Genomic DNA, 25,259 nt, shown 5'->3' on the forward strand with positions numbered 1-25,259 from the left:
TGGAACCCATGTGTCTTGTCTCCTGTGCCGGTCGGGGGGTGCCGCTGTGCGGCGGTGACCGTGCTGAAAGCAAGAATAGGTCGGGGCCCCTGCGCGCGCCCCCTCCTCGCAGGAGGGGGAGGCGGCCCTGGAGGGGAGGGAGAAACCCTCAGTGCCTGGCGGCGAGCCCTCAGTGCCCCGCGGCGAGCAGCCCCAGGATGCGCGCGCGCTGCACCACCTGCGTGCGCGTGCCGGCGTCGAGCTTGGAGAACAGGTTCTTCACATGCCACTTGACGGTGGTTTCGCCCACCTGCATGGCGCGCCCGATTTCCTTGTTCGACAGGTTGCGCGCCAGCAGCACCAGCACCTCGCCCTCCTTGGGCGTGAGCACGGCGCCGGGCGAGGCCGGTGCCGCAGGCGCGGGCACGGGCGGTACGGCGGGTGCGAGCGGCGCGACTGCGATCTCGGCCTGCGCGCCCTCGGCCGCGAGCGTGCCGACCCAGGCGCCCAGCTCGGGGTGCGCGTCGGAGAACACGCGCTGCAGCCCGTAGGCGCGCGCCAGGTCCATCGCCTCGCGCAGCAGCGCCTGCGCCGGCTGGCCGCAGCGCTCCAGCGCCAGCGCGCGCAGGCCCAGCAGCTCGATGTGCAGGCCGCCCTGCTTGCGCTGGCGCGCCTGTTCGTCGGCCCGCGCCAGCTTCGCGAGGGCGTCGGGCCAGTCGCGCGCGGCGATGGCCGCATGGGCGCGCGCCACGTCGCGCAGCGCTTCCACGCTGCGCCGCCACAGCGGGCCCTGCGGCAGCGAGGGGTCGGCCAGTTGCGCGTCGATGCGCTCGCACAGCTCGCGGCAGGTCTGGGCGCGGTGGCGCTGCGCATGCAGGCGCACCTGCTCGGCCAGGCTGGCGATGCGCAGCCGCGGCAGGCGCCGCGCAGCGCCGGCCGCGTCCAGCGCGTCCAGCAGTTCCAGCGCGCGGTGCTCGGCGCCCTCGGCCGCCGCGATGCGCGCCGCCGTGCGGTAGGCCTGCAGCAGCGATTCGGGCAGGCCGCTGTGCTCCAGCACGTCGAGGCGGTTGGCCAGCAGCGTGGCGGCGTCGCCCGGCAGGTCGCGCTCCCAGGCCACCGACGCGAGCAGCGCGGCCAGGTTGCAGCTGAAGCGGTGGCGCCGACCCATCTCGGCCTCGGCGCCGGCCACGGCGGGGCGCAGCAGCTGCTCGGCCAGCAGCACCTGGCCTTCCCACGCATAGCTCAGGCCGATGACCAGTTCGCTCCAGCGCCGGATGTAGTCGACGCCGTGGCCCGGGTGCCCGCGCAGGGCCTGCTGCTGGCGCAGGCGCGCGAGCGCGGGCTCGCCCTCGAGCAGCGCGCGGTAGGCCATGCGGTTGGCGTGCGACTGCAGCAGCAGCGGGTCGGTCAGCGGCACGGCCTCGGTCCAGGGCGCGTGCAGTTCCACGAAGCGGTCGGGGTCGTCCGCGAACACGGCCGCGCCGCCGAGGATCAGCGCGCATTCGCAGCGCAGTGCATCGCTCACGCCGGGCTGCGCCAGGATGCGCGCCACGAAGCGGCCGGCTTCTTCGTGCCGCTCGCTCGATGCGAGCGTCCATGCCGCGGCCAGCAGCAGGCGCGGGCGGCGGTCGAGTTCGTCGGCGGGCATCTGCGCCATCCATTCGAGCACCGTGGCCTGCCGCCCGCGCCGCATGAGCGATTCGTACAGGCTGCGCTCCGCAAGCTCGTAGGCGGTCTGGTGCTGGCCCGCGCTCAGCGCGTGGTGGGCGGCTTCGTCGAGCAGCTCGTGCGCGGCCAGCCACTGCGCGGCGCGCGCATGCGCCGCCACCTGCTCGGCGGCGTCGAGCGCGGCAAAACGCTGGCGCAGCACGTCGCGCGCCAGCGCATGCATGCGCAGCCACTCGCCCCCTTCGGCGGCGGCGAACACCGGCGTGTCGTTGCTCAGCCGCGCCAGCCGCGCCGCGGCGTCGTCGACGCCGGAGACGGCACGGCACAGCTCGGGATGCAGCAGGTCGAGCACGGCGATGCGGGCCAGGAAGTCGCGATCCTGCGGGTCGAGGTTCACCAGCAGCAGCCGCACCAGCTCGCCCTGCAGCTCGCCGGCGGCGGCCGTCATGTCGCCCAGCACCGTGTGCGCTGCGTGCGCGTCGGCCCCGCGCGCGATGATGGTCGTGGCCAGCTGCAGGCCCAGCGGCCAGCCTTCGGTCAGCTCGTGCAGCCGGGCGGCGGTGTTGCGGTCGACGCGCGCGCCGAAGCGCGCCTGCACCAGCTGCAGCGTCTCGTCGAGGCTGAACTTCAGCAGCGCCGGGCCGATCTCCACGCACTGCCCGTAGGCCACGAGATCCTCGATGTCGAGCCGGCCGTCGGGGCGCGTGGCAATGAGCGTGCGCACGTTGGGCGGCGCGTTGCGCAGCAGGTAGGCCAGCGCCTCGCGCGAGGCCGGTGGCAGGCGGTCGGCCTCGTCGATGACCAGCACCACGTTCAAGGCCGCCTGCGCCAGCTCGGCCAGCAGCGCGGTGACGCTGCCCAGCGTGCCGGGCCGGTCGTCCTGGAACAGGCTGCGCCCGAACGCGGGGCGGCCCATGGCGACGCGCAGCGCCAGCGCCAGGCTCTGCACCAGCCGGCCGGGGTCGTCCTGGCTCTGCGCCGAGACCCAGCCGACCGGCACGCCCAGGCCCAGGTACTCCAGCCGCCACTGCGCCAGCAGCGAGGTCTTGCCGAAGCCCGAGGGCGCCTGCACCACGAACACCGCGTGGTCGTGCAGCGCGTCGGCGCTCGACAGGAGCCGCGCGCGCGAGACCAGGTGACGCGGGACACGGGGCGGCGTCACCTTGAGCAGCAGGTCGCGCGGGGCGCCGCTCGCATCGGGGGGCGGGAAAGTGGCCAAGGCTCGTTCGTGCTCGTGGAGGGAAGAACGAGCCCGATTCTCCACGTCAATCGCGCGAGGCCGAAGCGCGGCGCGGCGCCCCCCGCCGCGCGCGGCTGGCCTTCGCGCTGCAGCCGTACTGCGCATGGAACCAGCGCGACAGTCCGCTGGGCGCACAGAAGCCGAGCAGGCCCGCGACCTCGGCCAGCGGGCGGTCGCCCTCCAGCACATGGCGCACGGCGAGTTCCTTGCGCACGTCGTTGACGATGGCCGAGAAGCTCCGCCCGTCGTGCGCGAGCCGGCGCTGGATCGTGCGGCATTCCACGCCCACGTGCGCCGACACCTGCGCGATGCTGCAGCGCCCGCTGGGCAGGAGCAGCAGCACCGCGCGCCGCACGTCGCCCGGCAGCGGGTCGCCGGGCGCAGGCGCCGCCGCGTCGAGCAGTTGCCGCGCATAGCGCGCCATGGCCGGGTCGGCCGTGGGGTTGGGCGCGTCCAGGTCGTCGCGCGCACAGACGATGCCGTGGAAGTCCTGGTCGAAGGCGACGGCCGTGCCCAGCACGCGATGGTGCGTGCGCAGGTCGCGCGGCGCGGGGTGCGCCAGGCACACGCGCCGGGGCTGCCAGTCGGCGCCGAGAAACTGGCGCAGCAGCCGCAGCATCACGCCCAGCGCCAGTTCGATGCGCTGGCGCGTGGCGCGGTGCGCCTTGCCGGGCTGCACTTCCTCGCGGATCACCACCACCTGGCCGAAGGCCTCGACCATCAGCGACAGCGAGCCGTTGAGCAGCGGCTGGTAGCGCATCAGCACGTCGAGCGAATCGCGCAGCGTCGGCTGCTCGCGCACCAGCAGGCCGACGGCCCCGAGGTTCGACAGCCGCCGCCCCTCGGCCATGCACAGCCCGAAGCTGTCGTTGCCCGAGCGCTCGGCCGAGGCCTGCAGCAGCGCGGCGACGCGGTCGACCGGAATCATCAGGTCGGGCTCGTCCAGCACGCGGGGGCTCAGGCCGGCGTCCAGGAGCATGCGCGCCGGGTCCAGGCCGCTGGCGCGGGCGACCTCGCGGTAGTGGGTGAGGCTTGCCGCGCGGACCAGGGAGGACATCGCAAGTCCGCACGTGGCAGTTCTCAGGGCACGAGCACGGTGGCGCCGGTGGTCTTGCGACCTTCGAGCGCGCGGTGCGCCTCGGCGGCATCGGCCAGTGCGAAGCTCTGCTGGGGCTCGCTCACGATGCGGCCGGCCAGCACGTGGTCGAACAGTTCGTCGGCCATCGACAGCATGTGTGGGCGCGGGTGGATGTAATGAACCATCGCGGGTCGCGTGAGCCAGATCGAGCCCTTCGCCGCCAGCAGCTTGGTGTCGACGACCACGGCGCCCGACGAGGTGCCGTTGCTCACGAGCGTGCCGCGTGGCTGCAGGCAATCGAGCGAGGCTTCCAGCGTGTCCTTGCCCACCGAGTCGTACACGACCGGCACGCCCTTGCCTTCGGTGATCTCGCGCACGCGCTGGGCGATGTTCTCGCGCGAGGTCACGATGGTGTGGGCGCAGCCATTGGCCTTGGCGACCGCGGCCTTCTCGTCGGTGCTGACGGTGCCGATCATCGTCACGCCCATGGCGCGTGCCCACTGGCAGGCGATGAGGCCCACACCACCGGCGGCTGCGTGGTACAGGATCGTCTCGCCACCCTGGAGCGGATAGACCTGCCGGAACAGGTACTGCGCCGTCATGCCCTTCATCATCAACGTGGCAGCGGTGCGATCGGAGATGCCATCGGGCAACGGGATCAGAACGTCAGCCGGCATCACACGCACCTGCGAATACGCCCCTTGCGGCCCGATGAGGTAGCCCACGCGATCGCCCACACGGATGTCGGTCACGCCCGGCCCCACGGCCTCGACCACACCCACGGCATCGGAACCGAGCCCGTTGGGCAACGCGAGCGGATAGCGCCCGGTGCGGAAATAGATGTCGATGAAGTTGACGGCGATGAGGCTGTGGCGCACGCGCGCCTGGCCCGGGCCGGGCTCGCCGACCTCGACGTTTTCGAGCTTGAGCACGTCGGCGCTGCCGGTCTCGTGGAAGCGGATGGCCTGGTTCATGGTGCGTCTCCTGGGGTGTGTGGGGGCTGTATGGAACGGATTCTTGCGGCGCGTGGCGGCGGCGGGAAGCGTGGTCTTGGCGATGTCCCAAATTGGCAAATCAATGCCCCAATAAAGCAAGAAATGCGGGCGGGGTGCGCCGGATACTGGCGGCATCGGCCCACCGAGGCCTGCAAGACAACAACCGGAGACACCCCATGAAACTGCTGCAATTTGGACGCGCCGCCGCTGTGGCGCTGGTCGGATGCTCGATGGCCCTCGGGGCCTGGGCGCTGGGCGACAAGCCCGTCAAGCTCATCGTTCCCGCGCCGCCGGGCGGCACGATGGACATCGTGGCCCGCGTCGTCGGGCAGCAGATGGCGCTGGACATCGGCCGCCCCGTGATCGTCGAGAACCGCCCCGGCGCGGGCGGCTCCATCGGCCTGCAGGCCATGCTGCAGGCGCCGGCCGACGGCAACACCATCGTGATGGCCGCCAGCAACGTGCTGGCCGAGACGCCGCAGGTCGTGAAGATGCCCTTCGATCCGCTGAAGGACGTGGTGCCCATCGGCTCGGTGGCGCGCTCGGGCGTGGTGCTCGTCACGGCCGCGAACTTCCCGGCCAAGGACTTCCAGGGCCTCGTCGCCGAGCTGAAGACGCGCAAGGGCAAGGCCAGCTTCGCCAGCTACAGCCCCGGCACCGTGTCGCAGTACGCGGGCCTCATCCTCAGCGACCGCGCCGGGCTCGACCTGCAGCACATCGGCTACCCCGGCTCGCCGCCCGCGCTGCAGGACCTGCTGGGCGGCCAGGTCGACCTGATGTTCGACGGCATGCTCACCTCGATGCCGCTCATCAAGGCCGGCAAGCTGCGCCCCTATGCCTTCACCGGCAAGACCCGCTCGCGCTTCCTGCCCGACCTGCCCACCACCACCGAACTCGGCTACCCCGACCTGCAGTTCCGCGGCTGGGTCGGCTTCATCGGATCGGCCAAGCTGCCGGCCGACGTGATGGCCAAGCTGCATGCCGCGATCGAGAAGGCCGGCCAGGCGCCCGCCGTGCAGCAGAAGCTGCTCGACGTGGGCCTGGAGCCCGAGCTCAGCATCGACACGCCCGCGCTCATCGCCGAGACCCGCGCGCTGTCCGAGCGCAACGCGGCCATCGTCAAGAAGTACCGCATCCAGGCGAACTGAGCGGCACGCGCCATTCCATCGGAGACCTCTCATGAAGATCAGACCCCTCACGCCGTCCATCGGCGCCGAAATCTCGGACGTCCACCTGGGCGAGGCCTCGCGCGACCCCGAGTGCTTTGCATCGATCCGCGCCGCGCTGCTCAAGCACAAGGTGCTTTTCTTCCGCGGCCAGGACATCGAGCGCGCCGAGCACGTCGCCTTCGCACGCTGCTTCGGCGAACTGGAAGACCACCCCGTGGTCGGCAGCGACCCCGAGCACCCGGGCCTCGTGCGCATCTACCGCAGCGACAACAAGCACAGCTACGAGAACACCTACCACTGCGACGGCCTGTGGCGCCAGAGCCCCGCGATGGGCGCGGTGCTGCGCTGCATCGAGTGCCCCGAGGTCGGCGGCGACACCATCTGGGTGAACATGGTGCAGGCGCACGACGAGCTGCCCGACGAGATCAAGCACAAGATCGGCAAGCTGCGCGCCAAGGCCAGCATCGAGCATTCCTTCGGCGCCGTGATGCCGATGGAAGCGCGCCTCAAGCTGGGCCAGGACCATCCGCCCGTGGAGCACCCCGTGGTGCGCACGCACCCCGAGACCGGCGAGAAGGTGCTCTACGTGGGCAGCTTCACCACCCACTTCGTGAACTACAGCACCCCCGAGAACGTGCGCCACGGCATCGACAAGACACCGGGCGCGGCGCTGCTGCTGAACTACCTGCTCAGCCGCGCCACCATTCCCGAGTACCAGGTGCGCTGGTCGTGGCAGCCGGGCGACGTGGTCGTCTGGGACAACCGCAGCACGCAGCACTACGCACTGAACGACTACTGGCCCGCGCCGCGAAAGATGGAACGCGCCGGCATCGTCGGCGACGTGCCGTACTGAACATCGCCCCCGCATCCGCCCCCCGCCTCGCCACCTGACAGACGCACGCCATGAACTTCCTCGACGGCCACCTCTTTCCCGAAAACCAGCAGCCGCTGATCATCACCGCCGCGCCCTATGCGCCGGGCTGGCTTCCTTCCGACTTCCCGGGCGAGATCCCGGTCACGATGGAAGAGCAGATCCAGAAGGCGGTCGACTGCTACAACGCCGGCGCCACGGTGCTGCACCTGCATGTGCGCGAACTCGATGGCAAGGGCAGCAAGCGGCTGTCCAAGTTCAACGAGCTGATCGCCGGCGTGCGTGCGCGCGTGCCCGAAATGATCATCCAGGTGGGCGGCTCGATCAGCTTCGCGCCCGAGAGCGAAGGCGCCGCCGCCAAGTGGCTCAGCGACGACACGCGCCACATGCTCGCCGAGCTGGAGCCCACGCCCGACCAGGTGACGGTGACGGTCAACACCTCGCAGATGAACGTCACGGAGCACGCCGAGCTGGCCGACTTCAAGGGCACCTCGCGCGAGATTCCCGCCATCTTCGAGGCCTACAAGGAGATGACGGTGCCGGCGCAGCCGGGCTGGGTCGAGGAGCACATCCGCCGCCTCACGAAGGCGGGCATCCAGAGCGCCTTCCAGTGCTACAACATCAACAGCTTCGAGTCGGTCGAACGGCTCATGCGGCGCGGTGTCTACAAGGGCCCGCTGGTGATGAACTGGGTGGCGATCAGCGGCGGCATGGACGCGCCGAACATCTACAACCTGGCCAACTTCGTGCGCGCCGTGCCCGACGGTGCCGTGCTCACGGTGGAAAGCTCGGTGCGCAACGTGCTGCCCGTGAACATGATGGGCATCGCCATGGGCCTGCACGTGCGCTGCGGCACCGAGGACGTGCTGTGGAATCAGACGCGCACCGCCAAGATCGGCACCGTGGCGCAGATCGAGCAGCTGGTGGCCATCTCGCGCCAGTTCGGCCGCCCCATCGCCACGGCGCAGCAGGCGCGCGAGATCTCGAAGATCGGCGTGTTCTACGAGACGGCCGAGGAGTCGCTCGCGGCCAACGGCTTCGCGCCGAACCGCAACGGAGGCAACCAGGGCTTCCTGCGCAAGGCGGCCTGAGAGATGAGGGCCCGCTTCGCGCATGCGGCCTGGCGCCTGCTGGAGGGCCTCTCGCATGCCCTGCGCCACGAAGACCTGGTTCAGAACGCGCGCACCGCGCCCTGAGCCACCGCGCCGGCCGTCTGCTTGCTCCACTGCGAGGCGCTGCAGCCGAAGTGGTGGCGAAACCAGTGGCTGAAGCTGCTGGGCCCTGAAAACCCCAGCAGCTCGGCCACCTCGCTCAGCGGCAGGTCGCTGTCGCGCAGGTGGCGCTTCACGAGGTCGGAGCGCACGTCGTCGAGCAGGCGGCTGAAGGTGAGGCCTTCGGCCTCGAGCCGGCGGTGCAGCGTGCGGCGGTCCACGCGCAGGTGCCGCGCCACTTCTTGCGCGGTGCAGCCGCCGCCGGGCATCAGCGCCAGGATGAGTTCGCGGCAGGCTTCGCGCGTGCTCTCGCCGCGGTCTTTCAGCGCGGCTTCGAGGTACTCGCGCGCGAAACGCGCCACGCCCTGGTCGCCCGATTCGCGCGGCTTGCGCAGGTCGGCCGCCAGGCACACGAGGCCGTTGAAATCCTGGTTGAACTTGACGTTGCGACCGAAGAAGGCGCGGTGCGCCGCCATGTCCGCCGGCGGGCGGTGCGTGAAGCACACCTGCTGCGGGCGCCACTGCGGATCGATGAGCTCGCCGAGGATGCGGAACATGATGCCCACGGCCAGCTCCATCGACTGGCGCATCGGCAGCCCGGGGCTGGGCAGCAGGTCTTCCTGGATGATGACCATGTCGCCCGTGTCCTCGAGGCGAAAGCTCAGCGAGGCGTTCACCAGCTTCAGGTAGCGGCCCAGCGTGTCGAGCGCGTCGCGCGGCGTGGGCTCTTCCTTGAGCACGACGCTGATGGGGCCCAGCGCCGAGAGCTTGCGCTGCGCCGCCAGCCGCAACGCGAAATCTTCGGTGCGCGTGGCGCGCGCGGTGATCTCGAGCAGCTCGCGCACGGCGTCGCCGGGGATCAGCGTCTCGGGGTGCTCGAGCAGCTGCGCCTTCAGCCCCACGGTGCGCATGAAGGCATGCGGGTCACGGCCGAGCGATTGCACCAGCTCCACGTAGCCGCTGAGGCTCGCGCTGCGCATCAGTCGACCGAGGTGCTTCATGGTGGCTTCTTTGGCAGAGGCCCCGTGTTCACTCGGGGCTGATCTTGAGTTGCAGTTTCTCGATGATGGCCCGATTGTGGGCGGTCGTGGCGTCCAGCGTCTGGCGCAGCTGCACCAGCGTCGCCTCGCGCGGCGGATCGTAATTCTGCGCGAGCAGCGCCTCGCGGAACTTCGGCGCCTGCACGGCCCGGGCCACCTCGGCGCGGATTTTCTCCTGCAGCGCCGGCGGCATGCTGCTGAGCACGAACACGCCCACGCTCGCGTCGGGCATCACGAAGTCGGGCAGGCCCAGCTCACCGAAGGTGGGCACGTCGGGCAGGAAGCGCGAACGCCTGGGCGACGCTACGGCCAGCGCCTTGATCTTGCCGCTGCGGATCAGCGAGGTGACGTTGCTCACCACCTCGAAGGTCAGCTGCACCTGGTTGCCCATGAGGTCGACCAGCGCCGGCGCCGAGCCCTTGTACGGCACCACGAGGATGTCGTTGCCGCTGCGCGCGCGCAGCATCTCGCCCAGCAGGTTGGAGCGCGTGCCCGTGCTCAGGTTGGCCACGCTGACCGAGCGCGGATGCTGTTTGGCATGCGCCAGCAGGTCGTTCACCGTGTTCGGCGGGAAGCCGGCATTGGCCACCAGCACATGGAACATGCCCGTCACCTCGCCGACGTAGGTGAAGGTCTTGAGCGGGTCGAAGGGCGTCTTCACCGTGAGCGGAATGTCGGACAGCACGCTCGACGGCCCGACCATCAGCGTGTAGCCGTCGGCCGGCGCGGCCATCAGCGCGCGCTCGGCGATGACGGCGGAGCCGCCCGGCTTGTTGTCCACCAGCACGGTCTGGCCGAGGTTCGTGCGCAGCTGTTCGGCGAGCAGCCGCGCCGCCGCGTCGGAGATGCCGCCCGGCGGCGCGGGAACGATCAGCCGGAGGGGCTTGTCGGGCCAGGCCTGGGCCGAGGCCGTGCCGCAGCACAGCGCGGCCAGGAAGAGAAGGGAGGCTCGCAGCAGATGCAGACACATGGTTCGTCCTCAGGTGGAAGAGACAAGAAGGGCGTGCGGATTCTGCGGCGCCACCGCTGCTGAATGCTTGGCGCCACGCGTCGGCCACTTGCCCAATCGCGACAGTGAAACCTGTCTTTGCACGCGCCATTCCAATGCCCCAGAAAGACAAAACCGCGCCCCCGATGAGCAAGAAGTTTTCGCAGCTGCGCCAGAAACTTTGGCTGCAAGCGCAACCTTTTCACCGGAGACAACCCCATGAACTTCCTCGACGGCCACCTGTATCCCGAGAACCAGCAGCCCCTGATCATCACGGCCGCACCCTATGCGCCGGGCTGGATTCCCGCCGACTTTCCGGAAGACATTCCGGTCACGATGGAAGAGCAGATCCAGAAGGCGGTCGACTGCTACGAGGCCGGCGCCACCGTGCTGCACCTGCATGTGCGCGAGGCCAACGGCAAGGGCAGCAAGCGGCTGTCGATGTTCAACGAGCTGATCGCCGGCGTGCGCGCGCGCGTGCCCGAGATGGTCATCCAGGTGGGCGGCTCCATCAGCTTCGCGCCCGAGGACGACGGCGCCGCCGCCAAGTGGCTCAGCGACGACACGCGCCACATGCTGGCCGAGCTCACGCCCCGGCCCGACCAGGTGACGGTGACCGTCAACACCACGCAGATGAACGTGACCGAGCACGCGGGGCTGGACGACTTCAAGGGCCTGTCGCGCGGCGACCCGCGGCTGTACTCGACGTACCGGGACATGATCGTGCCCTCGAACCCCAGCTGGGTGGAAGAGCACATCTGCCGCCTCACGGCCGCGGGCATCCAGAGCGAGTTCCAGTGCTACAACATCAACAGCTTCGAGACCATCGAACGCATGATCCGCCGCGGCGTCTACAAGGGCCCGCTGGTGATGAACTGGGTGGCCATCAGTGGCGGCATGGACCAGGCGAACATCTACAACCTGGCCAACTTCCTGCGCGCCGCACCCGACGGCGCGGTGGTCACGGTCGAGAGCTCGGTGCTCAACGTGCTGCCCGTGAACATGATCGGCATCGCCCTGGGCCTGCACGTGCGCTGCGGCATCGAGGACGTGCTGTGGAACCAGACCCGCACCGGCAAGATGAGCTCGGTCGAGCAGATCAAGCAGCTCGTGCGCATCGCGACCGAGTTCGGCCGCCCCATCGCCACCGCGCAGCAGGCGCGCGAGATCATGAAGATCGGCGTGTTCTACGAGACCACCGAAGAGACGCTGCAGGCCAACGGCTTCGCGCCCAACCGCAACGGCGCGCAGCAGGGCTTCCTGCGCAAGCCGGCCTGATACCGCTTCCACCGCTTCCCGGGGGGGCGGTTGACGTACCGACTGGTCAGTCGGTAGACTGGGCCGATCGCGCAGCTCACCGGGCTGCATCGCATCGCACAGAAAGCCCCCCGATGAGCGAGAACTTCGCAGCCGAACTCCATCGCCGAGCGACCACGGCCCTGCAGGCCGGGCGCGCCGACGCGCAAGGGGAGGGCGACCGCGTGCCGGTCGGCCAGTACACCGACGAGGCCATCGCACGCGACGAGCGGCGGCTGCTGCAGCGGCATCCGCAGCCGGTGGCCGCCAGCGCATCGCTCGCTTCGCCGGGCGCGTGGCTGTCGCTCACGCACACGGGCGTGCCGCTGCTGCTGGTGCGCCAGGAGAGCGGGCAGGTGCAGGCTTTTCTCAACGTGTGCCGCCACCGCGGCGCGCGCGTGGTGCCCGAAGGCAGCGGCAGCGAGGCGCGCGCCTTCGTCTGCCCGTACCACGCATGGACCTACAAGCCCGACGGCACCTTGCGCGGCGTGCCCGAGTCCTTCGGCTTTCCCTGCCTGAAGCAGGAAGAGTCGGGCCTGCGCCGGCTGGCCACGGTCGAGCGCGCGGGCGTGGTCTGGGTCGTGTGCGATCCGTCGCAGGCGGACAGCGACCCCGGCGCGCACCTGGGCCCGCTCATGGACAACCTCGAGTCGCTGGCCGGGCTGCGCGCGCCCGTGGCCTATGCGCCGCGCACGTACGAGGTCGAGGCCAACTGGAAGCTGCTGGTCGACGGTTCCTTCGAGGCCTACCACTTCAAGGTGGCGCACCGCGAGACCATCGCCCACATGTTCCTGCACAACCTGCAGGTCATCGACGAGTTCGACCTGAACCGGCGCCTGTACCTGCTCAAGTCGAAGTTCCAGGAGCACCAGCCCGATGCGGCCGGTTTCGATCCGCGTCGCTACGGCAACCTGACCTACTTCTTCTTTCCCAACACGACCATCCTGGTGCAGCCCGACCACGCGCAGCTCAGCATGCTGGAGCCGCTGGGCGCCACGCGCACGCGCGTGCACGAGCTCACGCTGATTCCCGAGGCGCCGGCCTCGGAGAAGGCGACGGCGCACTGGGATGCGAACGTGGCGCTGTACCGGCGCACGCTCGCGGAAGACTATGCGCTGGCCGAGTCGATCCAGGCCGGGCTCGCATCGGGCGCGAACGACGCGCTCAGCTTCGGCACCTTCGAGTACAGCGCGCCGCGTTTCCACGCGCAGCTCGCGCAGCAGGTGGCGGCGATGCCGGCCGCACGCTGACGCGCGAGGGTGTCGCGCGTGCAACAACCAGCCCACAAGACACAAGAAAGAATGGCGCGCATCGCGTCTGATCGCCGGTCGCGTCTTCGCGGCATGCGCTCTTACGCGTGACGCTTTCCAGAACCGCCCGATGGCCACCCTTGCCCTTTCCCGTAAAGAAATAATCCTCGCGCGCGCCGAGCAGCACTTTGCCGACCACGGCTTCCAGGGCGCGTCGCTGTCAGCCATCGCGCGCGACTGCGAAGTCGGCAACCCGGGGCTGCTGCATCACTTTCCGAGCAAGGAAGTGCTGTACCGCGCCGTGCTCGAAAAGCAGGCCGAAGACCTGACGGCGCGCATCTGCAAGCGCGTCGAGGCGGCCCCCGACCTGCCTGCGCGGCTGCAGGCGTTCGTCGCGCTGCAGGTCGAGTGGATGCACGCGCGGCCCACGGGCTTCAAGCTCGTCACGCGCGAACTGCTCGACAACGCCGAGCGCATCCAGCATGCGCAGACCCGGCCGCTCGAAGGCTTCCTGCAGGCCAGCCTGGGCCTGGTGGCTGCGGCGCAGGCGGCCGGCCTCGTGCGTGACGACCTGTCGGCCGTGGTGGTGCTCACGCTCATCTTCGGCACGCTGAACTACGCCAAGATGGCGCGGCCCACCTTTGCCAAGACCTTCGCAGAGCCTGCGCTGAAGAGCGACACGGCCTGGATGAAGGCGATGGCGCGCGACGTGCTGCGCGTCATCTCTCCGCCCTGATTTTTTCTTCCTCTCTTTCCTTCCCAGCAACCCCGACCAAAGGACGTTCCCTTGAAAACCCGCATCACCGAACTCTTCGGCATCCGCCACCCCATCATCCAGGGCGGCATGCACTACGTCGGCTTTGCCGAGCTGGCCGCGGCCGTCTCCAACGCCGGCGGCCTGGGGATCATTACGGGCCTCACGCAGAAGACGCCCGAGCTGCTGGCGCGCGAGATCGCGCGCTGCCACGAGATGACCGACAAGCCCTTCGGCGTGAACCTCACCTTCCTGCCGACCTTTGCCTCGCCGCCGTACCCCGAGTACATCGCGGCCATCGTCGAAGGCGGCATCAAGGCCGTGGAAACCGCGGGCCGCAGCCCCGAGGCCTACATGCCGGCGCTGAAGGCCGCGGGCATCAAGGTGATCCACAAGTGCACCTCGGTGCGCCACGCGCTCAAGGCCGAGCGCATCGGCTGCGACGCGGTGAGCGTCGACGGCTTCGAGTGCGGCGGCCACCCCGGCGAGGACGACGTGCCCAACATGATCCTGCTGCCGCGCGCGGCCGAGGAACTGAAGATCCCGTTCGTTGCCTCGGGCGGCATGGCCGACGGCCGCAGCCTCGTGGCCGCGCTCGCGCTGGGCGCCGAGGGCATGAACATGGGCACGCGCTTCATCGCGACCAAGGAAGCGCCGGTGCACGCCAACGTGAAGCAGGCCATCGTCAACGCCTCGGAGCTCGACACGCGCCTGATCATGCGTTCGCTGCGCAACACCGAGCGCGTGATCAACAACGCGGGCGTGGAGCGCCTCATGGAGATCGAGCGCGCCAAGGGCGACGCGCTGAAGATCGACGACATCATGGACCAGGTCGCCGGCATCTACCCGAAGGTGATGACCGAGGGCCACATGGACGCCGGCGCCTGGAGCTGCGGCATGGTGGCCGGGTTGATCCACGACGTGCCCAGCTGCGCGGAGCTCATCGACCGGATCATGGCGCAGGCCGACGAACTCATCGCCAAGCGTCTGGCGGGCATGCTGAAGGGCTGAGCTTTCAGTAGGTCACGGTCACCGTGATGGTGCTGCCGTAGGGACCCGGTGCCACGTACTGGCCGGGTGGAATGCGGCCGTAGACGGTGTAGTCCTTCGACACCGTCGTGCCCAGCACGGAGGCCGTGATGTTGTAGCTGTCCGAGACGTTGCTGGCGTTCCAGACAGTACCGTGCGTGTTGGAGGTGTAGAGGTTGTAGCCCAGCGGCGTGCTGCTGACCGGGCCCACCATCTGCCGGCTGGTGATGGCGCCGGCCGAGCCCGCGTCGAGGCCGATCGTGTAGGACAGGTTCACCAGCAGGGCGACCAGGGAAGTGACCTTGCCGACGACGGTGATGGTCGTGGTGTTGTCCTTGGGCGTTGCAACGGCGGGATCGTAGTTGCCGAAGGCCAATGGCGTTGCCGCAGTGACTGTGACAGTGCAGGTGAACACCCCCAGGCCCGTGCACGCGGCCCGCGACGCGCCCGGGGCCAGCAGCCCCGCCAGCGCCAGCACGACCGTCAGCGCGGGGACGACGACACGGGTTCGCATCGATAAGGTCCCATCGAAGGCAGTGCGCCGGCGGCGCGGTCGGGTTCGCCCAGCGTGAAGCGGCAATGCCCGCTCTTCCATCGCGCCTCGAAGCGTTCGTTCGGCTGCGGGTCGTCGACCGACACGAGGCCATGAAAGCCCGACAGCAGCGAGGTGCCGCGCGCCGGCCGCATCACGTCGATGCCCGGCGGCAGCGGGCTGCCGTCGGGCAGCAGCACGGTGACGTTCGCGATCGCGTCGCGCGCGATGTCGAAGCTGGCCTGCGCCACGCCCTTGTAGCGCGGCACCACGCGCAGCACGTCGCTGCGCACCTGCGCCTCGATCGGCAGGTCGCCGTTGTCGATGCTGATGTGGTTGGGCTCGTACGCACGCAGGCCCGAGACGACGGCGCGGCCTTCGCTGTCGGTGGTGGTCCAGGGCTGGTTCTCGCGGTAGACCTTCACGCCGGCGGCGCCGGGCACGGTCACGAGCGCGAAGGCGTCGTCCGACTGGCGCGTGGCAAAGCCCACGCCGCCCGCGAAGCCCACGGCGCCGCTGGCGCGCAGGCGCACCGCGGTCTGGCCCTGGGCGCGCGCGGCTTCGGCCGTCAGCATGCCGTAGCGACCGCGCCAATCGACCGCGGCTTCGCTGCGCGCGTTCTCGCCGTCGGCGGCGCGCAGCCGGTAGCCCCAGCCGGTGTCGTTGGGCGGCTGCTGCACCCACTCGGCCACGGCCGAGTGGCCGCCCGGCTTCTGATGCTGCACCGAGAGCGTGGCGTGCTGGCGCTCGCCGAGCGTGAAGCTGAGGCTGACGTTCACCGAGGTGATGGAACGCTTGCCGTCCTGGCGCGTGTGGGCCACCGAGGTGCCGAGCCAGGCGTTGCCGCCCAGGCCGATCGACCAGCTGGCGGTGGTCACGCCGATGTGCTCGCCGGTGTTGTAGCGCAGCCGCGTGTGGCTCGCGCCCAGCGTGCCGTAGCGGCCCAGCGAGCGGCCTGCGAAGAGTTGCGTCTGTGCGTCGGTGTGCACGGGGCTGTCGTGCCAGGCGATCTGCGTGAAGCCGCGGTTGGCCACCTGGCGGCTCACCGAGAAGTTCCATTCGTCGCTGGTGCGCGTGTAGGCGGCGCGCCAGAGGCGGCCGCTGTCGCCGTCCTTGCTGCGGCTGGCGGCGCCGTGCAGCGAGAGCTCGCCGAGCGTGCCCCAGACCCAGGTCACGCCGGCGCCCGCGGTCTGGCTGCGCGCACTGGCCTCGCCGCGCGCCTCGACGGTCACGCCGTCGTTCACGCCGTGGCGCCAGGTGCCGGCGACGAAGGGCGGGCCGTAGTCGAAGCTGCGCTCGCCGTAGCGCAGGCGCGTCCAGCCGGCTTCGAGCGAATAGTCGGACAGGCCCGCGCGCAGCAGGTTCGAGCTCACGTAGTAGGGCGTGGTCACGGTGCGCTGCACGCCGAGCGCATCGGTGACGGCGAAGCGCATCTCGCCCGCGCCGGTGAGCACGGGCACGTCGCTGAGCGCGAAGGGGCCGGCGTCCACACGCCGTTGATAGCGCAGCGTGTCGTTCACATACACCTCCACCGCCGACGGCACGGCCGCGCCGCCGCGCAGGGTCGGCATCGGGTAGCTGATGAAGCCGGGCTGCAAGCCGAAGCGGGTGCCGAACTGCACGCCGCCGAAGCGAAAGGGCGTCGACCAGGCCGCGGCCTGCGTGATCGTGTCGCCCACCGTGAGGCGTGTGAGCCGCGCGGGGTCGTCGCGGCGGAAGTAGCTGTCCAGACGCGTCGTGCCGCGCCCGCCGAACGCGGACTGGCCGGCGACGAGGCTCGTGCCCACCAGGCCCCAGTCGCCCGAGGCCGCCGCATCGAAGTAGCCCGAGGCGCGCGTGCCCTCGCGGTCGTGCTGCAAGGCCAGGTCGTAGTTGAGAAAGGCCCCGAAGGCCGAGGCCGACAGCGGCGGTCGATCGCCGGCGTGCGCATGCACGGTGCCCAGCGTGAACGCTTCGGCGGGCACGCTCAGGTCCACGCTCTGCGCGCCTTCGTCGAGCTGCAGCTGGGCGCCCGGCAGCGCGCGCAGGTCGTAGTAGTCGGTGCCGTCGCGCTGCAACGCCGCGGTGGCGGGCCGCACCAGGCGCCAAGCCGCGAAGTCGGGCGCCGACGCCAGCAGCTGGGCGCCGCGCCGCAGCAGCGGCCGTGGCGCGGGCTGGCTCAGGCCGTTGATGCGCACATCGAGGATCGCGGGCTGCACCTCGCCCGCCACGTCAGTGGGCGACGTCTGTGCGCAGGCCACGCGCAGGCCCAGCCAGCCGCAGCAGACCCACAAGCTAGCGTGGCGTGGCGGGCGCACGGGGCACGCGCACGGTGGCGCTGGACGACGCCTCGGGGGCATCGGTGGCGGCCTCGACCTGCAGCCGGGTGTCGGGCGGCAGGGCGGGCAGTTCGATGTCGATGCCGGCCGACTGCCCGGCCAGCGCGTACTGCGACAGGCTCTTGCGCAGCAGCTCGGTGCCGTCCTCGCGGCGCACCACGAGCTGCGTGACCTGGATGTGCTCGCTGCCCTGGTTGTCGAACACCAGCCGCCAGGCGGTGCCTGCCGTGCCGGTGGCGCGCCCCGAAGGCTGCAGCGACCATTGCAGCGCACGGCGCAGCTGCAGCGGCGGCACGAAGATCGGCACGCCGATGCGCAGCAGCGTCTGCACCTTCGCGCCCTCGGTGCCGTCCGCCGGCAGGGCCTGGTCGCGCGGCAGCTGGCGCAGGAAGATGCGGTAGCTGCGCTCGCCGGCGTCGGCCGGCACCTGCAACCCGAGGCGCACGATCTGCCGCCCGCCCGGCGGCAGGCGGAAGATGGCCGGGTTGACCAGCACGTCGCGCGTGGGTTCGTAGGCATCGCGCCCGTCCTGCTGCGACCACGCCACCACCTCGGCCTGCACGGCGACCTCGGTGTCCTCGGCGTTGCCCATGGTGAGTGAGGCGACCGGGCGCTGCGGCGTCAGCACGATGCGCAGCGGCGCCACGCTGAGGCTGGTGGCCGCGGCGGGAGCGGGAGCAAGGGCGGCCAGCAGCAGGCCGGCCCCCCATGCGACTGGCAGCAGGGCGCGACGCATGCCGTGGCGGCCTGCGGTGAAGGCGGTCAACGGCGCCCTCAATAGGTCAGCGAGACCGTGATCGTGTCCGTGTAGTCGATGGCCGGCGCCGCGGTGTACTGCCCCGTGGGAATCAGGCCGTAGATCGTCTGCGTCTGGGGCGTCCCGTTGCCGACGTAGCCGGTGCCGGCGACGCTGTTGTCCCAGTTGGTCTGGTGCGCGCTGTCCTTGAAGAGGCCGTAGCCCAGCGTGTTGTTGCCGGCGGCCGCCGTGGGGCTGGTCATCAGGCGGTTCGTGATCGTTGCGCCCGAGCCGCCGCCCGCGCTCAGGCCGAGCGAGTAGGGCGTGCCGAAGGTGCAGGTGACGTTGAGGCTGGTGGTGCCGGCCAGCGCGGTGGCTGACGCCGGGTCGTACGGCCCGAACGCCAGCGTGGCCGGCGTGGTCATGAGGCAGGCCTTGAGCACCGTGGCCGTGACCTGGAAGGTCGTGGTCGTCGTGACCGCCTGCGCGGGCAGCAATGTCAACAAGGCACCGACGGGCAGCACGGTACGGGCCAGTGTGCGAAGGAGGGAGCGAGGCTGGTGGCGCATCGGACGGGACCTTTCATCGGTGACTGGAAACCCAGGAACGACAGTGAAAACCCACCCACCGTTTCCAGTAGTGGGCGCCCCCTTTCTAACCAATCTCTCCCCGATGGGACATAGGACGCAGCCCTGTCGTCGACAGCTTGCTACAGATTTTTCCGAGGCCGGGAGGGCCCATGAGTGATTTCGGTCTACAGCCCGGGCCGGGCCTAGGTCGGATGTCTTCATGCAGCGCGACCTCTTGTCGGAGGGGGGTGGTGCGTGCGGTGTATAGAACCGTTTACATTTACGCTCTTGGGAGTCGCCATCCAACGCCATTGCAACCTTGCCCGCGAGGTCCATCCAACGTGATCGCCGAAATACATGCTGATGCCGCGCCTGCTGGCCTCGCCTCGGGGTTCACCATGGCGTTCCAGCCCATCGTGGACCTGGGCCGGCACGAGATCTATGCGCACGAGGCGCTGGTGCGCGGCCTGTCGGGCGAAGGCGCCGCCGAGGTGCTCGGGCGCGTCGATCCGGTCGACCGCTTCGCCTTCCACGAAGCCTGCCGCGTCAAGGCCATCGAGATCGCCTCGCGCCTGGGCATGAAGTCGCGCCTGAGCCTCAACGTCATGCCCAACGACGTCGCGGGGCAGGCCGAGTGCTTCCGCACCGCCATGGCCGCCGCCGAGCGCTGCAAATTCCCCGTGCGCCAGCTGATGTTCGAGATCACCGAGGGCGAGCGCGTGCGCGACCTGCACGGCCTGGCCGACACCTTCCGCGCCTTCAAGCGCCACGGCTTCACCTCGGCCATCGACGACTTCGGCGCGGCCTACGCGGGCTTCGAGCTGCTGGCCGCGTTCCAGCCCGACGTGGTGAAGATCGACCTGAGCCTGATCCGCGGCATCCATGCCGACCCGGTGCGGCTCACCATCGTGCGGGGCTTCGTCGCCACCTGCGACGAGCTGCGCATCCGCGTGATCGCCGAAGGCGTGGAGGCGCCCGAAGAGGTGCGCGCCTTGCGCGAGATCGGCGTGGAGCTGTTCCAGGGCTATCTGTTCGCGCGGCCGGCCATCGCCACGCTGCCGGCGGTGGCGTGGGACGCCGCCGCCTGAGCCTTCCCTGACCTCGGACGTTGGGCGTCAGACGTTGCTGGTCGCGCGCACTTCCTCGAGCGTGGTCCGGCCCGCCAGCACCTTCTCGATGCCGTCCTGACGCAGCGTGCGCATGCCTTCGCGCATCGCGGCGTCCTGCAGCTCCTCGGCGCGCGCACCGCCCTGCACCAGCCGGCGCAGTTCCCTCGACATCACCATGAGTTCGTGGATGCCCACGCGGCCCCGGAAGCCGGTGTCGTTGCAGTGCTTGCAGCCGGTGCTGGTGTAGGTCTGCAGCTGGCCGTCGCGCCCGTGGCGCTGCACCCACTCGGCGCGCACGGCGTCACGCGCGGCCGGCGTGTCCTGCGCGCCGAAGGCGTGCATGTAGTCGGCCAGCAGCTCCTCGACCGCCTCGCTCGTCGCCGGGCGGCTCTGCACGCACTGCGGGCACAGGCAGCGCACCAGCCGCTGCGCCAGCACGGCCAGCAGCGAGTCGGCGAAGTTGAACGGGTCCATGCCCATGTCGAGCAGGCGCGTCACGGTTTCGGGCGCGCTGTTGGTGTGCAACGTCGACAGCACGAGGTGGCCGGTGAGCGAGGCCTCGATGGCGGTCCTGGCGGTCTCGGCGTCGCGGATCTCGCCGACCATGATCACGTCGGGGTCGGCGCGCACGAAGGCGCGCAGCGCCTTGGCAAAGGTCCAGTCGATGCGCGGGTTGACCTGCACCTGGCGCAGGCCCGGCTGCGTGATCTCGATCGGGTCTTCGGCGGTCCAGATCTTGCGCTCGGGCGTGTTGATGCGCATGAGCGCCGAGTGCAGCGTGGTGGTCTTGCCCGAGCCCGTCGGGCCCACGCACAGCACCATGCCGTAGGGCCGGTCGACCGCCTGCGAAAACTGCGCCAGGTTGCGCTCGGACAGGCCCAGCGCATCGAGCGCGATGGGCTTGGCCGAGGCCAGGATGCGCATCACCACGTCTTCCAGGCCGTTGTTGGTCGGGATGGTGGCCACGCGCAGCTCGATGCGGTGCTGCGGCGAGTACTTCGAGAAGTTGATCTTGCCGTCCTGCGGCTTGCGCTTTTCGCTGATGTCCAGGTCGCACATGATCTTCACGCGCGCCACCACCGCGTTGCGGTAGCTGGGCGGCAGCTCCAGGTAGGTGTAGAGCCGGCCGTCGCGGCGAAAGCGGATGCGCGTCTTTTCCTGTCCCGGATCGCTCTCGATGTGGATGTCGGAGGCGCCCTCGCGGTGCGCTTCGAGGATCATGCTGTTGATCATGCGCACCAGCGAGTTGTCCGACTGCTCGACGGGCGGCTCGCCGGCCGCGGGCGCGGCGGCCGATTCTTCCTTCTCGAGCGTCTTCAGCAGCGTGCTGGTGCCCGTCATGTCGAACTCGAGCGGACGCATCGGGTCGTTCATGTCGATCACCGGGCGCTCGGCCGCCACCTGGCCGACCTTCTCGTAGGCCTTGTGCAGCACGCCGTCCAGGTCCAGGCACTGGCCCAGCACGGGAAGCACCTTCATCTGCGCGATGAACTCCACCTCGTCGATCACCGCGTGCCGGTTGACCGGATCGTCGAGCGCCAGCACCAGGCGCCCGCCGTGCAGCATGAGCGGCATGACCTGCAGGCGCCGCGCGGCTTCGTGGCCCACCTTGCGCAGCGCGTCGGCCGCGGCCGGAAACACATGCAGGTTCACCAGCGGGTAGCCCATCTTGCGCACCAGCGCGGTCTGCAGCTGGCCGCGGCTCACGACGCCCATGCGCACCAGCGTCTCGCCCAGCGGCACCGTGGGCTCGCGCTGCTGCTGCTGGAGTGCCGCGTCGAGTTGCGCCTGCGTGACCATGCCCAGCGACATCAGCGCCTGGCCGATGCGCGCGATCGGCATGCGGCTTTGCAGGTCGAGCTCCTGCACGAGCTGTTCGGGCATGACGACTTCGGTGGCTGCCATGGATCGATCTCCTGGTGGTTGTGGGGGCGCGGCGGGTGTGCCGACGCTAACGGTAGAACGCGAAACGGTTGCGGCCCTGCGACTTGGCGGCGTAGAGCGCCGTGTCCGCCCGTGCGAGCAGTTCGCCGGCACCGACGGTGGCATCGACCGTCTCGACGAACACGATGCCGATGCTGGTCGTGACGTCCAGCCGCCGGCCTTCCACGGGGAACGCCGGCGCCGCGATCTGCGAGACGATCTTGTGCGCCACGCCCGCCACCGCGTCCTGCGAGTGCACGTTCTCCAGCACGATCACGAACTCGTCGCCGGCCAGGCGCACCACGGTGTCGGTCTCGCGCACGCTGGCGCGCAGGCGGCGCGCGTACTCGGCCAGCACGCCGTCGCCGGTGGAATGGCCGAGCGTGTCGTTGATGGCCTTGAAGTGGTCGATGTCCAGGAACATCAGCGCCATGCCGCCTTCGGCGCGGCGCACGCGCGACATCGCCGCGGGCAGCTGCTCGTTGAAGGCCAGGCGGTTCGGCAGGCCGGTCAGCACGTCCATGCGCGCCAGCTCGATGAGCTTGCGCTCGGCCTCCTTCAGCGCCGTGACGTTGAAGGTCATGAGGTAGAAGCCCGCCGTGTGGCCCGCCAGGTCCTTGTCGGGAATCAGGTTCACCTGGAAGTGCGCCTCCCGGTCATCGATCGGCACCTGCACCGGGTACTGCGTCGCCCTGCCGGCGAGCACCGTGGGCAGGTGGGGCGTGTGCTGCACGTACACCGCCTCGCCCACGGCCGAGCGCAGCGTCACGCCGTCCAGCGGCGCGCGCTCGTCCAGGCCCGCCATGCGCCGCGCGCGGCTGTTGCCGTACAGGCAGTTCTCGTCGCGGTCGAAGTAGGCCACCAGCGCGGGGATGTTGTCGGTCACGTCGCGCAGGCGCTTTTCCTGCTGCGTGAGGGCGCGGCGGATGTTCACTTCGTCGGTGATGTCGAAGGTCATCGCGAACACGCCGTGCACCATGCCCTCGGCGTCCTGGTCGGGGATGTAGTGGGCCTTGAAGGTGCGGTCGCCGATGCCCAGCGCCGCGTCGCCGGCCTTCTCGACGATCACCGTCTCGCCCGCCAGCGCGCGCTCCATGTGGGGTCGCACCACCGCGAAATCGGCCGCGCCCCGCACGGCCGGCATCCACTGGCCCACCAGCGGCTGGCCGTGGTGCAGCGTGCGCACCTTGGCATTGACGAAGGTGTAGTACAGCGCGGCGTCGACGTGCGAGACCAGTGCGGGAATGTTGTCGGCGATGGTGCGGATCTGCGCCTCGCTGTGCGCCAGCTCGAGCTCGATGTGCTTGCGCTGCGTGATGTCGAAGGTCATCGCGTAGTAGCCGCAGACCCGCCCCTGCGCGTCGAGCTCGGGGATGAAGTCGGTCTGGAAGAAGTGCTCTTCCTCGTCGCGGTGCGCGGCGCCGCGCCGCTCGAAGGACACGGCCTCGCCGGCCAGCACGCGCCGCAGGTTGTGCTCGAGCGTCGGGTCGTCGTGCAGGCCGCTCATGCTCTGCACGGGCTGGCCCACCAGCTCCTCGGCGCTGTAGCCCAGCTCCTCGCACAGCCGCGCATTCACGAAGGTGTAGCGGCCCTGCGCGTCGGCGTGCGAGATCATGGCCGGCAGGTTGTCGGTGATGTCGCGCAGGAACTTCTCGCTGGCCTGGTGCTGCTGCATGAGCCGGTCGAAGGTGCGCGAGAGGTCGCCGATCTCGTCGTCCGGGTAGGTGCGCGCCACGGCCGCCTGCGCGGGCGCCGCGTGGGCGTCGAGCATGTGGCGGTGCAGCCCGGTGAGCGGGCGCAGCTGCTGGCGCACCACGGCCAGCGCGAGCGCGCCGGCCAGCAGCGCCAGCACGATGGCGCCGATCCACGCGGTGCGCTCGATGGCTTCGATGCGGGCAAAGGCCTCGTGGCGCGGGTACATCGAGCCCATGATCCAGTCGGCCTGGCGGATGCGCTTGAAGGCGTACAGGCCGGGCACGCCCGCATGGTTCACGCCTTCGATGGTGCCTTCGAAGCCGCCGATCGCGCGGTCGAGGTCGGGTGCGTCGTCGGCCATGGCCATGTTGGCCTGCTTGAGCACGCGGTCGGCCAGCGGGTGGTCGATCACGATGCCGTCGGCGGTGGTGATGAACACGTAGCCCGTCTGGCCGAAGCGCACGTCGGCCAGCTCGCCCAGGATGTTGCGGTCCTTCAGGTTGATGGAGCCCGAGATCACGAACAGCACCCGGCCGGCCGCATCGAGCACGGGCTCGGTGATGGCGACCTGCGCCAGGCCGTTGAGCCGGTTGCGGTAAGGCTCGGAGATCACGCCCGTGCGCGCGGCGACCGTGTCCTTGAAGTACGCGCGGTCCTTCACGTTCACCTTGCCGATCTGTCGCGCGCCGTTCAGGTTGGCGACCAGCTCGCCGTCCGTGTCCAGGAAGGCGACGTTGTCGAACGCCGCCCGCAGGGACTGGTGCTTTTCCAGAAAGGCCTGCAGCGGCGCGGCGTTCGTGATGCCGTGCGAGCCCACGCTCTCGGCGATCGTCTTCAGCAGGATGCGCCGGCTGGCGAACTTCTGCTCCACCGCACTCGCGATGGCCGACAGCCGCGCGAACTCCTCGTTGGCGATCGAGGCCTGCATGCGGCTCTTGACCAGGTGCAGCGCCACCGTGGCGATGATGAAGGTGGTGGCCAGCACGACGGCCGCAACGCCGACGCTGAGGCGCGTGTTCAGGCTGATGCGGCGTTTCGCGGTCGCGAAGAGTTTCATGGGCGTCGTGCGGGCGGTGCAGCGAAGCGGCGGGGACCACCGGCCGGGCCGGCCATGGGGGCACGGCACACACCCTTCGCGCGTTGCGCAGCTAGTGTGTCAGAAAGTGCGAGAAATGCGCGCCATTGCGGTGCATCTCGCGGGGTTCCCGGGGGCCGGAGTGTTGCGCAGGTGCGCGAGGGAAACCAATCGTATTACTCGACGCGCGGCGGCGGCTCCGATCGGGCGGCCGCGGGCGAGCGCGCCGGCGCGATGAGCACCATCGCGCCGTCCTGCCCGCGCCGCACGCGCAGGCGCGTGCCGTCGAGCAGGCGCTCCAGCGCCGCGTCGGCGGCGATCTTTCCCCTGATGCCCCGGGTCGAGAGGTCCTTGACGTCTTCCATCTTGTAGATGAGCTGCACGCCCGACTGCGCGATGTAGGCGTCGAGCGCGGGCCGCAGCTCGCCGCCCTTCACGTCGAACTCCCGCGCGTGGGCGCAGGCCAGCCCCGTCGCCAGCAGGCCGGCGGCGGCCACGAGGGCAAGGCGGGGGCGGGTGAGCAAGAGGGCAAGGAAGGTGGGGGGCTGCCTCCGGATTCGAATCATGTCGGTCTGTTTTCCGCGAATTGGTTTTTCTTCTGCCCCCGGTGAGACGAGTTCGAGCGCACTTTCCGGTAACGGGGCAAGGGGGAAAAGCCCTCGGGCCCGGCCTTCTAGAATTTCCGGGTCCGCCGCCGGGCATGGGAATTCAAGGAAATTTCGCCGGCGGGCCTT

The 25,259-nt window shown here is 70.1% G+C and carries 20 protein-coding genes; 8 read left to right on the forward strand and 12 right to left on the reverse strand.

Annotated elements, in window-relative coordinates:
- Positions 1 to 169: 169 nt before the first annotated feature.
- From AC07YS_RS15950 to AC07YS_RS15960, 3 genes are read right to left on the reverse strand one after another with little or no spacing between them, the layout of a single operon-like run.
- Entirely contained in the window at positions 170 to 2,866 is a 2,697-nt protein-coding gene (locus tag AC07YS_RS15950) for a winged helix-turn-helix domain-containing protein (RefSeq protein WP_495268483.1), read from the reverse strand.
- A 46-nt stretch (positions 2,867 to 2,912) separates the two neighbouring features.
- Positions 2,913 to 3,944 carry an AraC family transcriptional regulator gene (locus AC07YS_RS15955; RefSeq protein WP_495268482.1) on the reverse strand — a complete coding sequence of 344 codons (1,032 nt, stop codon included), beginning with the start codon at positions 3,942 to 3,944 and terminating at the stop codon, positions 2,913 to 2,915.
- Positions 3,945 to 3,967: 23 nt separating this feature from the next.
- Complete coding sequence (locus AC07YS_RS15960) at positions 3,968 to 4,939, reverse strand: quinone oxidoreductase family protein (protein ID WP_495268481.1); 972 nt, start codon at positions 4,937 to 4,939, stop codon at positions 3,968 to 3,970.
- Between the two features lie 197 nt (positions 4,940 to 5,136).
- Here AC07YS_RS15960 and AC07YS_RS15965 point away from each other — a divergent pair, with 197 nt between their 5' ends.
- Genes AC07YS_RS15965 through AC07YS_RS15975 form a run of 3 tightly spaced genes read left to right on the forward strand, consistent with a single transcriptional unit; the run spans position 5,137 to position 8,091 of the window.
- On the forward strand, positions 5,137 to 6,108 hold the full coding sequence (locus AC07YS_RS15965; RefSeq protein ID WP_495268480.1) for a Bug family tripartite tricarboxylate transporter substrate binding protein: 972 nt from the start codon (positions 5,137 to 5,139) through the stop codon (positions 6,106 to 6,108).
- A gap of 31 nt (positions 6,109 to 6,139) precedes the next feature.
- A complete protein-coding gene (locus AC07YS_RS15970; RefSeq protein WP_159273050.1) occupies positions 6,140 to 6,982 on the forward strand; it encodes a TauD/TfdA dioxygenase family protein in 843 nt (280 codons plus the stop codon).
- Between the two features lie 50 nt (positions 6,983 to 7,032).
- Complete coding sequence (locus AC07YS_RS15975; protein WP_070062068.1) at positions 7,033 to 8,091, forward strand: beta-keto acid cleavage family enzyme; 1,059 nt, start codon at positions 7,033 to 7,035, stop codon at positions 8,089 to 8,091.
- 80 nt (positions 8,092 to 8,171) lie between these two features.
- On the opposite strand, the gene AC07YS_RS15980 is transcribed toward AC07YS_RS15975, so the two are convergent.
- Together AC07YS_RS15980 and AC07YS_RS15985 are read right to left on the reverse strand one after the other, a co-directional pair.
- Entirely contained in the window at positions 8,172 to 9,212 is a 1,041-nt protein-coding gene (locus AC07YS_RS15980; RefSeq protein ID WP_062477242.1) for an AraC family transcriptional regulator, read from the reverse strand.
- A 28-nt stretch (positions 9,213 to 9,240) separates the two neighbouring features.
- Positions 9,241 to 10,221 (reverse strand): Bug family tripartite tricarboxylate transporter substrate binding protein, encoded by a 981-nt coding sequence (locus AC07YS_RS15985; RefSeq protein WP_495268479.1) that lies wholly within the window; start codon positions 10,219 to 10,221, stop codon positions 9,241 to 9,243.
- A gap of 237 nt (positions 10,222 to 10,458) precedes the next feature.
- On the opposite strand from AC07YS_RS15985, the gene AC07YS_RS15990 reads away from it, so the two are divergent.
- The 4 genes from AC07YS_RS15990 to AC07YS_RS16005 all read left to right on the forward strand — a co-directional run bounded on the left by AC07YS_RS15990 (position 10,459) and on the right by AC07YS_RS16005 (position 14,550).
- Positions 10,459 to 11,517 carry a beta-keto acid cleavage family enzyme gene (locus AC07YS_RS15990; protein WP_495268478.1) on the forward strand — a complete coding sequence of 353 codons (1,059 nt, stop codon included), beginning with the start codon at positions 10,459 to 10,461 and terminating at the stop codon, positions 11,515 to 11,517.
- A 113-nt stretch (positions 11,518 to 11,630) separates the two neighbouring features.
- A complete protein-coding gene (locus tag AC07YS_RS15995) occupies positions 11,631 to 12,785 on the forward strand; it encodes an aromatic ring-hydroxylating oxygenase subunit alpha (protein ID WP_495268477.1) in 1,155 nt (384 codons plus the stop codon).
- Positions 12,786 to 12,915: 130 nt separating this feature from the next.
- Positions 12,916 to 13,521 carry a TetR/AcrR family transcriptional regulator gene (locus AC07YS_RS16000; RefSeq protein WP_495268476.1) on the forward strand — a complete coding sequence of 202 codons (606 nt, stop codon included), beginning with the start codon at positions 12,916 to 12,918 and terminating at the stop codon, positions 13,519 to 13,521.
- 51 nt (positions 13,522 to 13,572) lie between these two features.
- Complete coding sequence (locus tag AC07YS_RS16005; RefSeq protein ID WP_095948776.1) at positions 13,573 to 14,550, forward strand: NAD(P)H-dependent flavin oxidoreductase; 978 nt, start codon at positions 13,573 to 13,575, stop codon at positions 14,548 to 14,550.
- Positions 14,551 to 14,554: 4 nt separating this feature from the next.
- Here the strand turns inward: AC07YS_RS16005 and AC07YS_RS16010 are convergent, their stop codons facing one another.
- Genes AC07YS_RS16010 through AC07YS_RS16025 form a run of 4 tightly spaced genes read right to left on the reverse strand, consistent with a single transcriptional unit; the run spans position 14,555 to position 18,723 of the window.
- Positions 14,555 to 15,082, reverse strand: a complete 528-nt coding sequence (locus AC07YS_RS16010; protein WP_495268475.1) for a Csu type fimbrial protein — start codon at positions 15,080 to 15,082, stop codon at positions 14,555 to 14,557.
- On the reverse strand, positions 15,052 to 17,373 hold the full coding sequence (locus AC07YS_RS16015; protein ID WP_495268474.1) for a fimbria/pilus outer membrane usher protein: 2,322 nt from the start codon (positions 17,371 to 17,373) through the stop codon (positions 15,052 to 15,054). The genes AC07YS_RS16010 and AC07YS_RS16015 overlap by 31 nt, the downstream gene beginning before the upstream one ends.
- Before the next feature lies 1 nt (position 17,374).
- Positions 17,375 to 18,184: a fimbrial biogenesis chaperone gene (locus AC07YS_RS16020; protein ID WP_492684748.1), complete on the reverse strand. Its 810-nt coding sequence runs from the start codon at positions 18,182 to 18,184 to the stop codon at positions 17,375 to 17,377.
- A gap of 8 nt (positions 18,185 to 18,192) precedes the next feature.
- The gene (locus AC07YS_RS16025; protein ID WP_070062075.1) at positions 18,193 to 18,723 is read right to left on the reverse strand and encodes a Csu type fimbrial protein; all 531 of its coding nucleotides are present in this window, start codon (positions 18,721 to 18,723) and stop codon (positions 18,193 to 18,195) included.
- Positions 18,724 to 19,121: 398 nt separating this feature from the next.
- Here AC07YS_RS16025 and AC07YS_RS16030 point away from each other — a divergent pair, with 398 nt between their 5' ends.
- Positions 19,122 to 19,811 carry an EAL domain-containing protein gene (locus AC07YS_RS16030; protein WP_495268473.1) on the forward strand — a complete coding sequence of 230 codons (690 nt, stop codon included), beginning with the start codon at positions 19,122 to 19,124 and terminating at the stop codon, positions 19,809 to 19,811.
- 27 nt (positions 19,812 to 19,838) lie between these two features.
- Here AC07YS_RS16030 and AC07YS_RS16035 read toward each other — a convergent pair whose 3' ends face one another.
- The 3 genes from AC07YS_RS16035 to AC07YS_RS16045 form a co-directional block, all read right to left on the reverse strand.
- Positions 19,839 to 21,737 (reverse strand): GspE/PulE family protein, encoded by a 1,899-nt coding sequence (locus AC07YS_RS16035; RefSeq protein WP_495261157.1) that lies wholly within the window; start codon positions 21,735 to 21,737, stop codon positions 19,839 to 19,841.
- 46 nt (positions 21,738 to 21,783) lie between these two features.
- Positions 21,784 to 24,507, reverse strand: a complete 2,724-nt coding sequence (locus tag AC07YS_RS16040) for a sensor domain-containing diguanylate cyclase (protein ID WP_095746604.1) — start codon at positions 24,505 to 24,507, stop codon at positions 21,784 to 21,786.
- A gap of 194 nt (positions 24,508 to 24,701) precedes the next feature.
- Positions 24,702 to 25,049: an STN domain-containing protein gene (locus AC07YS_RS16045; RefSeq protein ID WP_062477274.1), complete on the reverse strand. Its 348-nt coding sequence runs from the start codon at positions 25,047 to 25,049 to the stop codon at positions 24,702 to 24,704.
- Positions 25,050 to 25,259: the final 210 nt, after the last annotated feature.

This window comes from Variovorax sp. GW458-11-26-14-LB1, assembly GCF_059423965.1.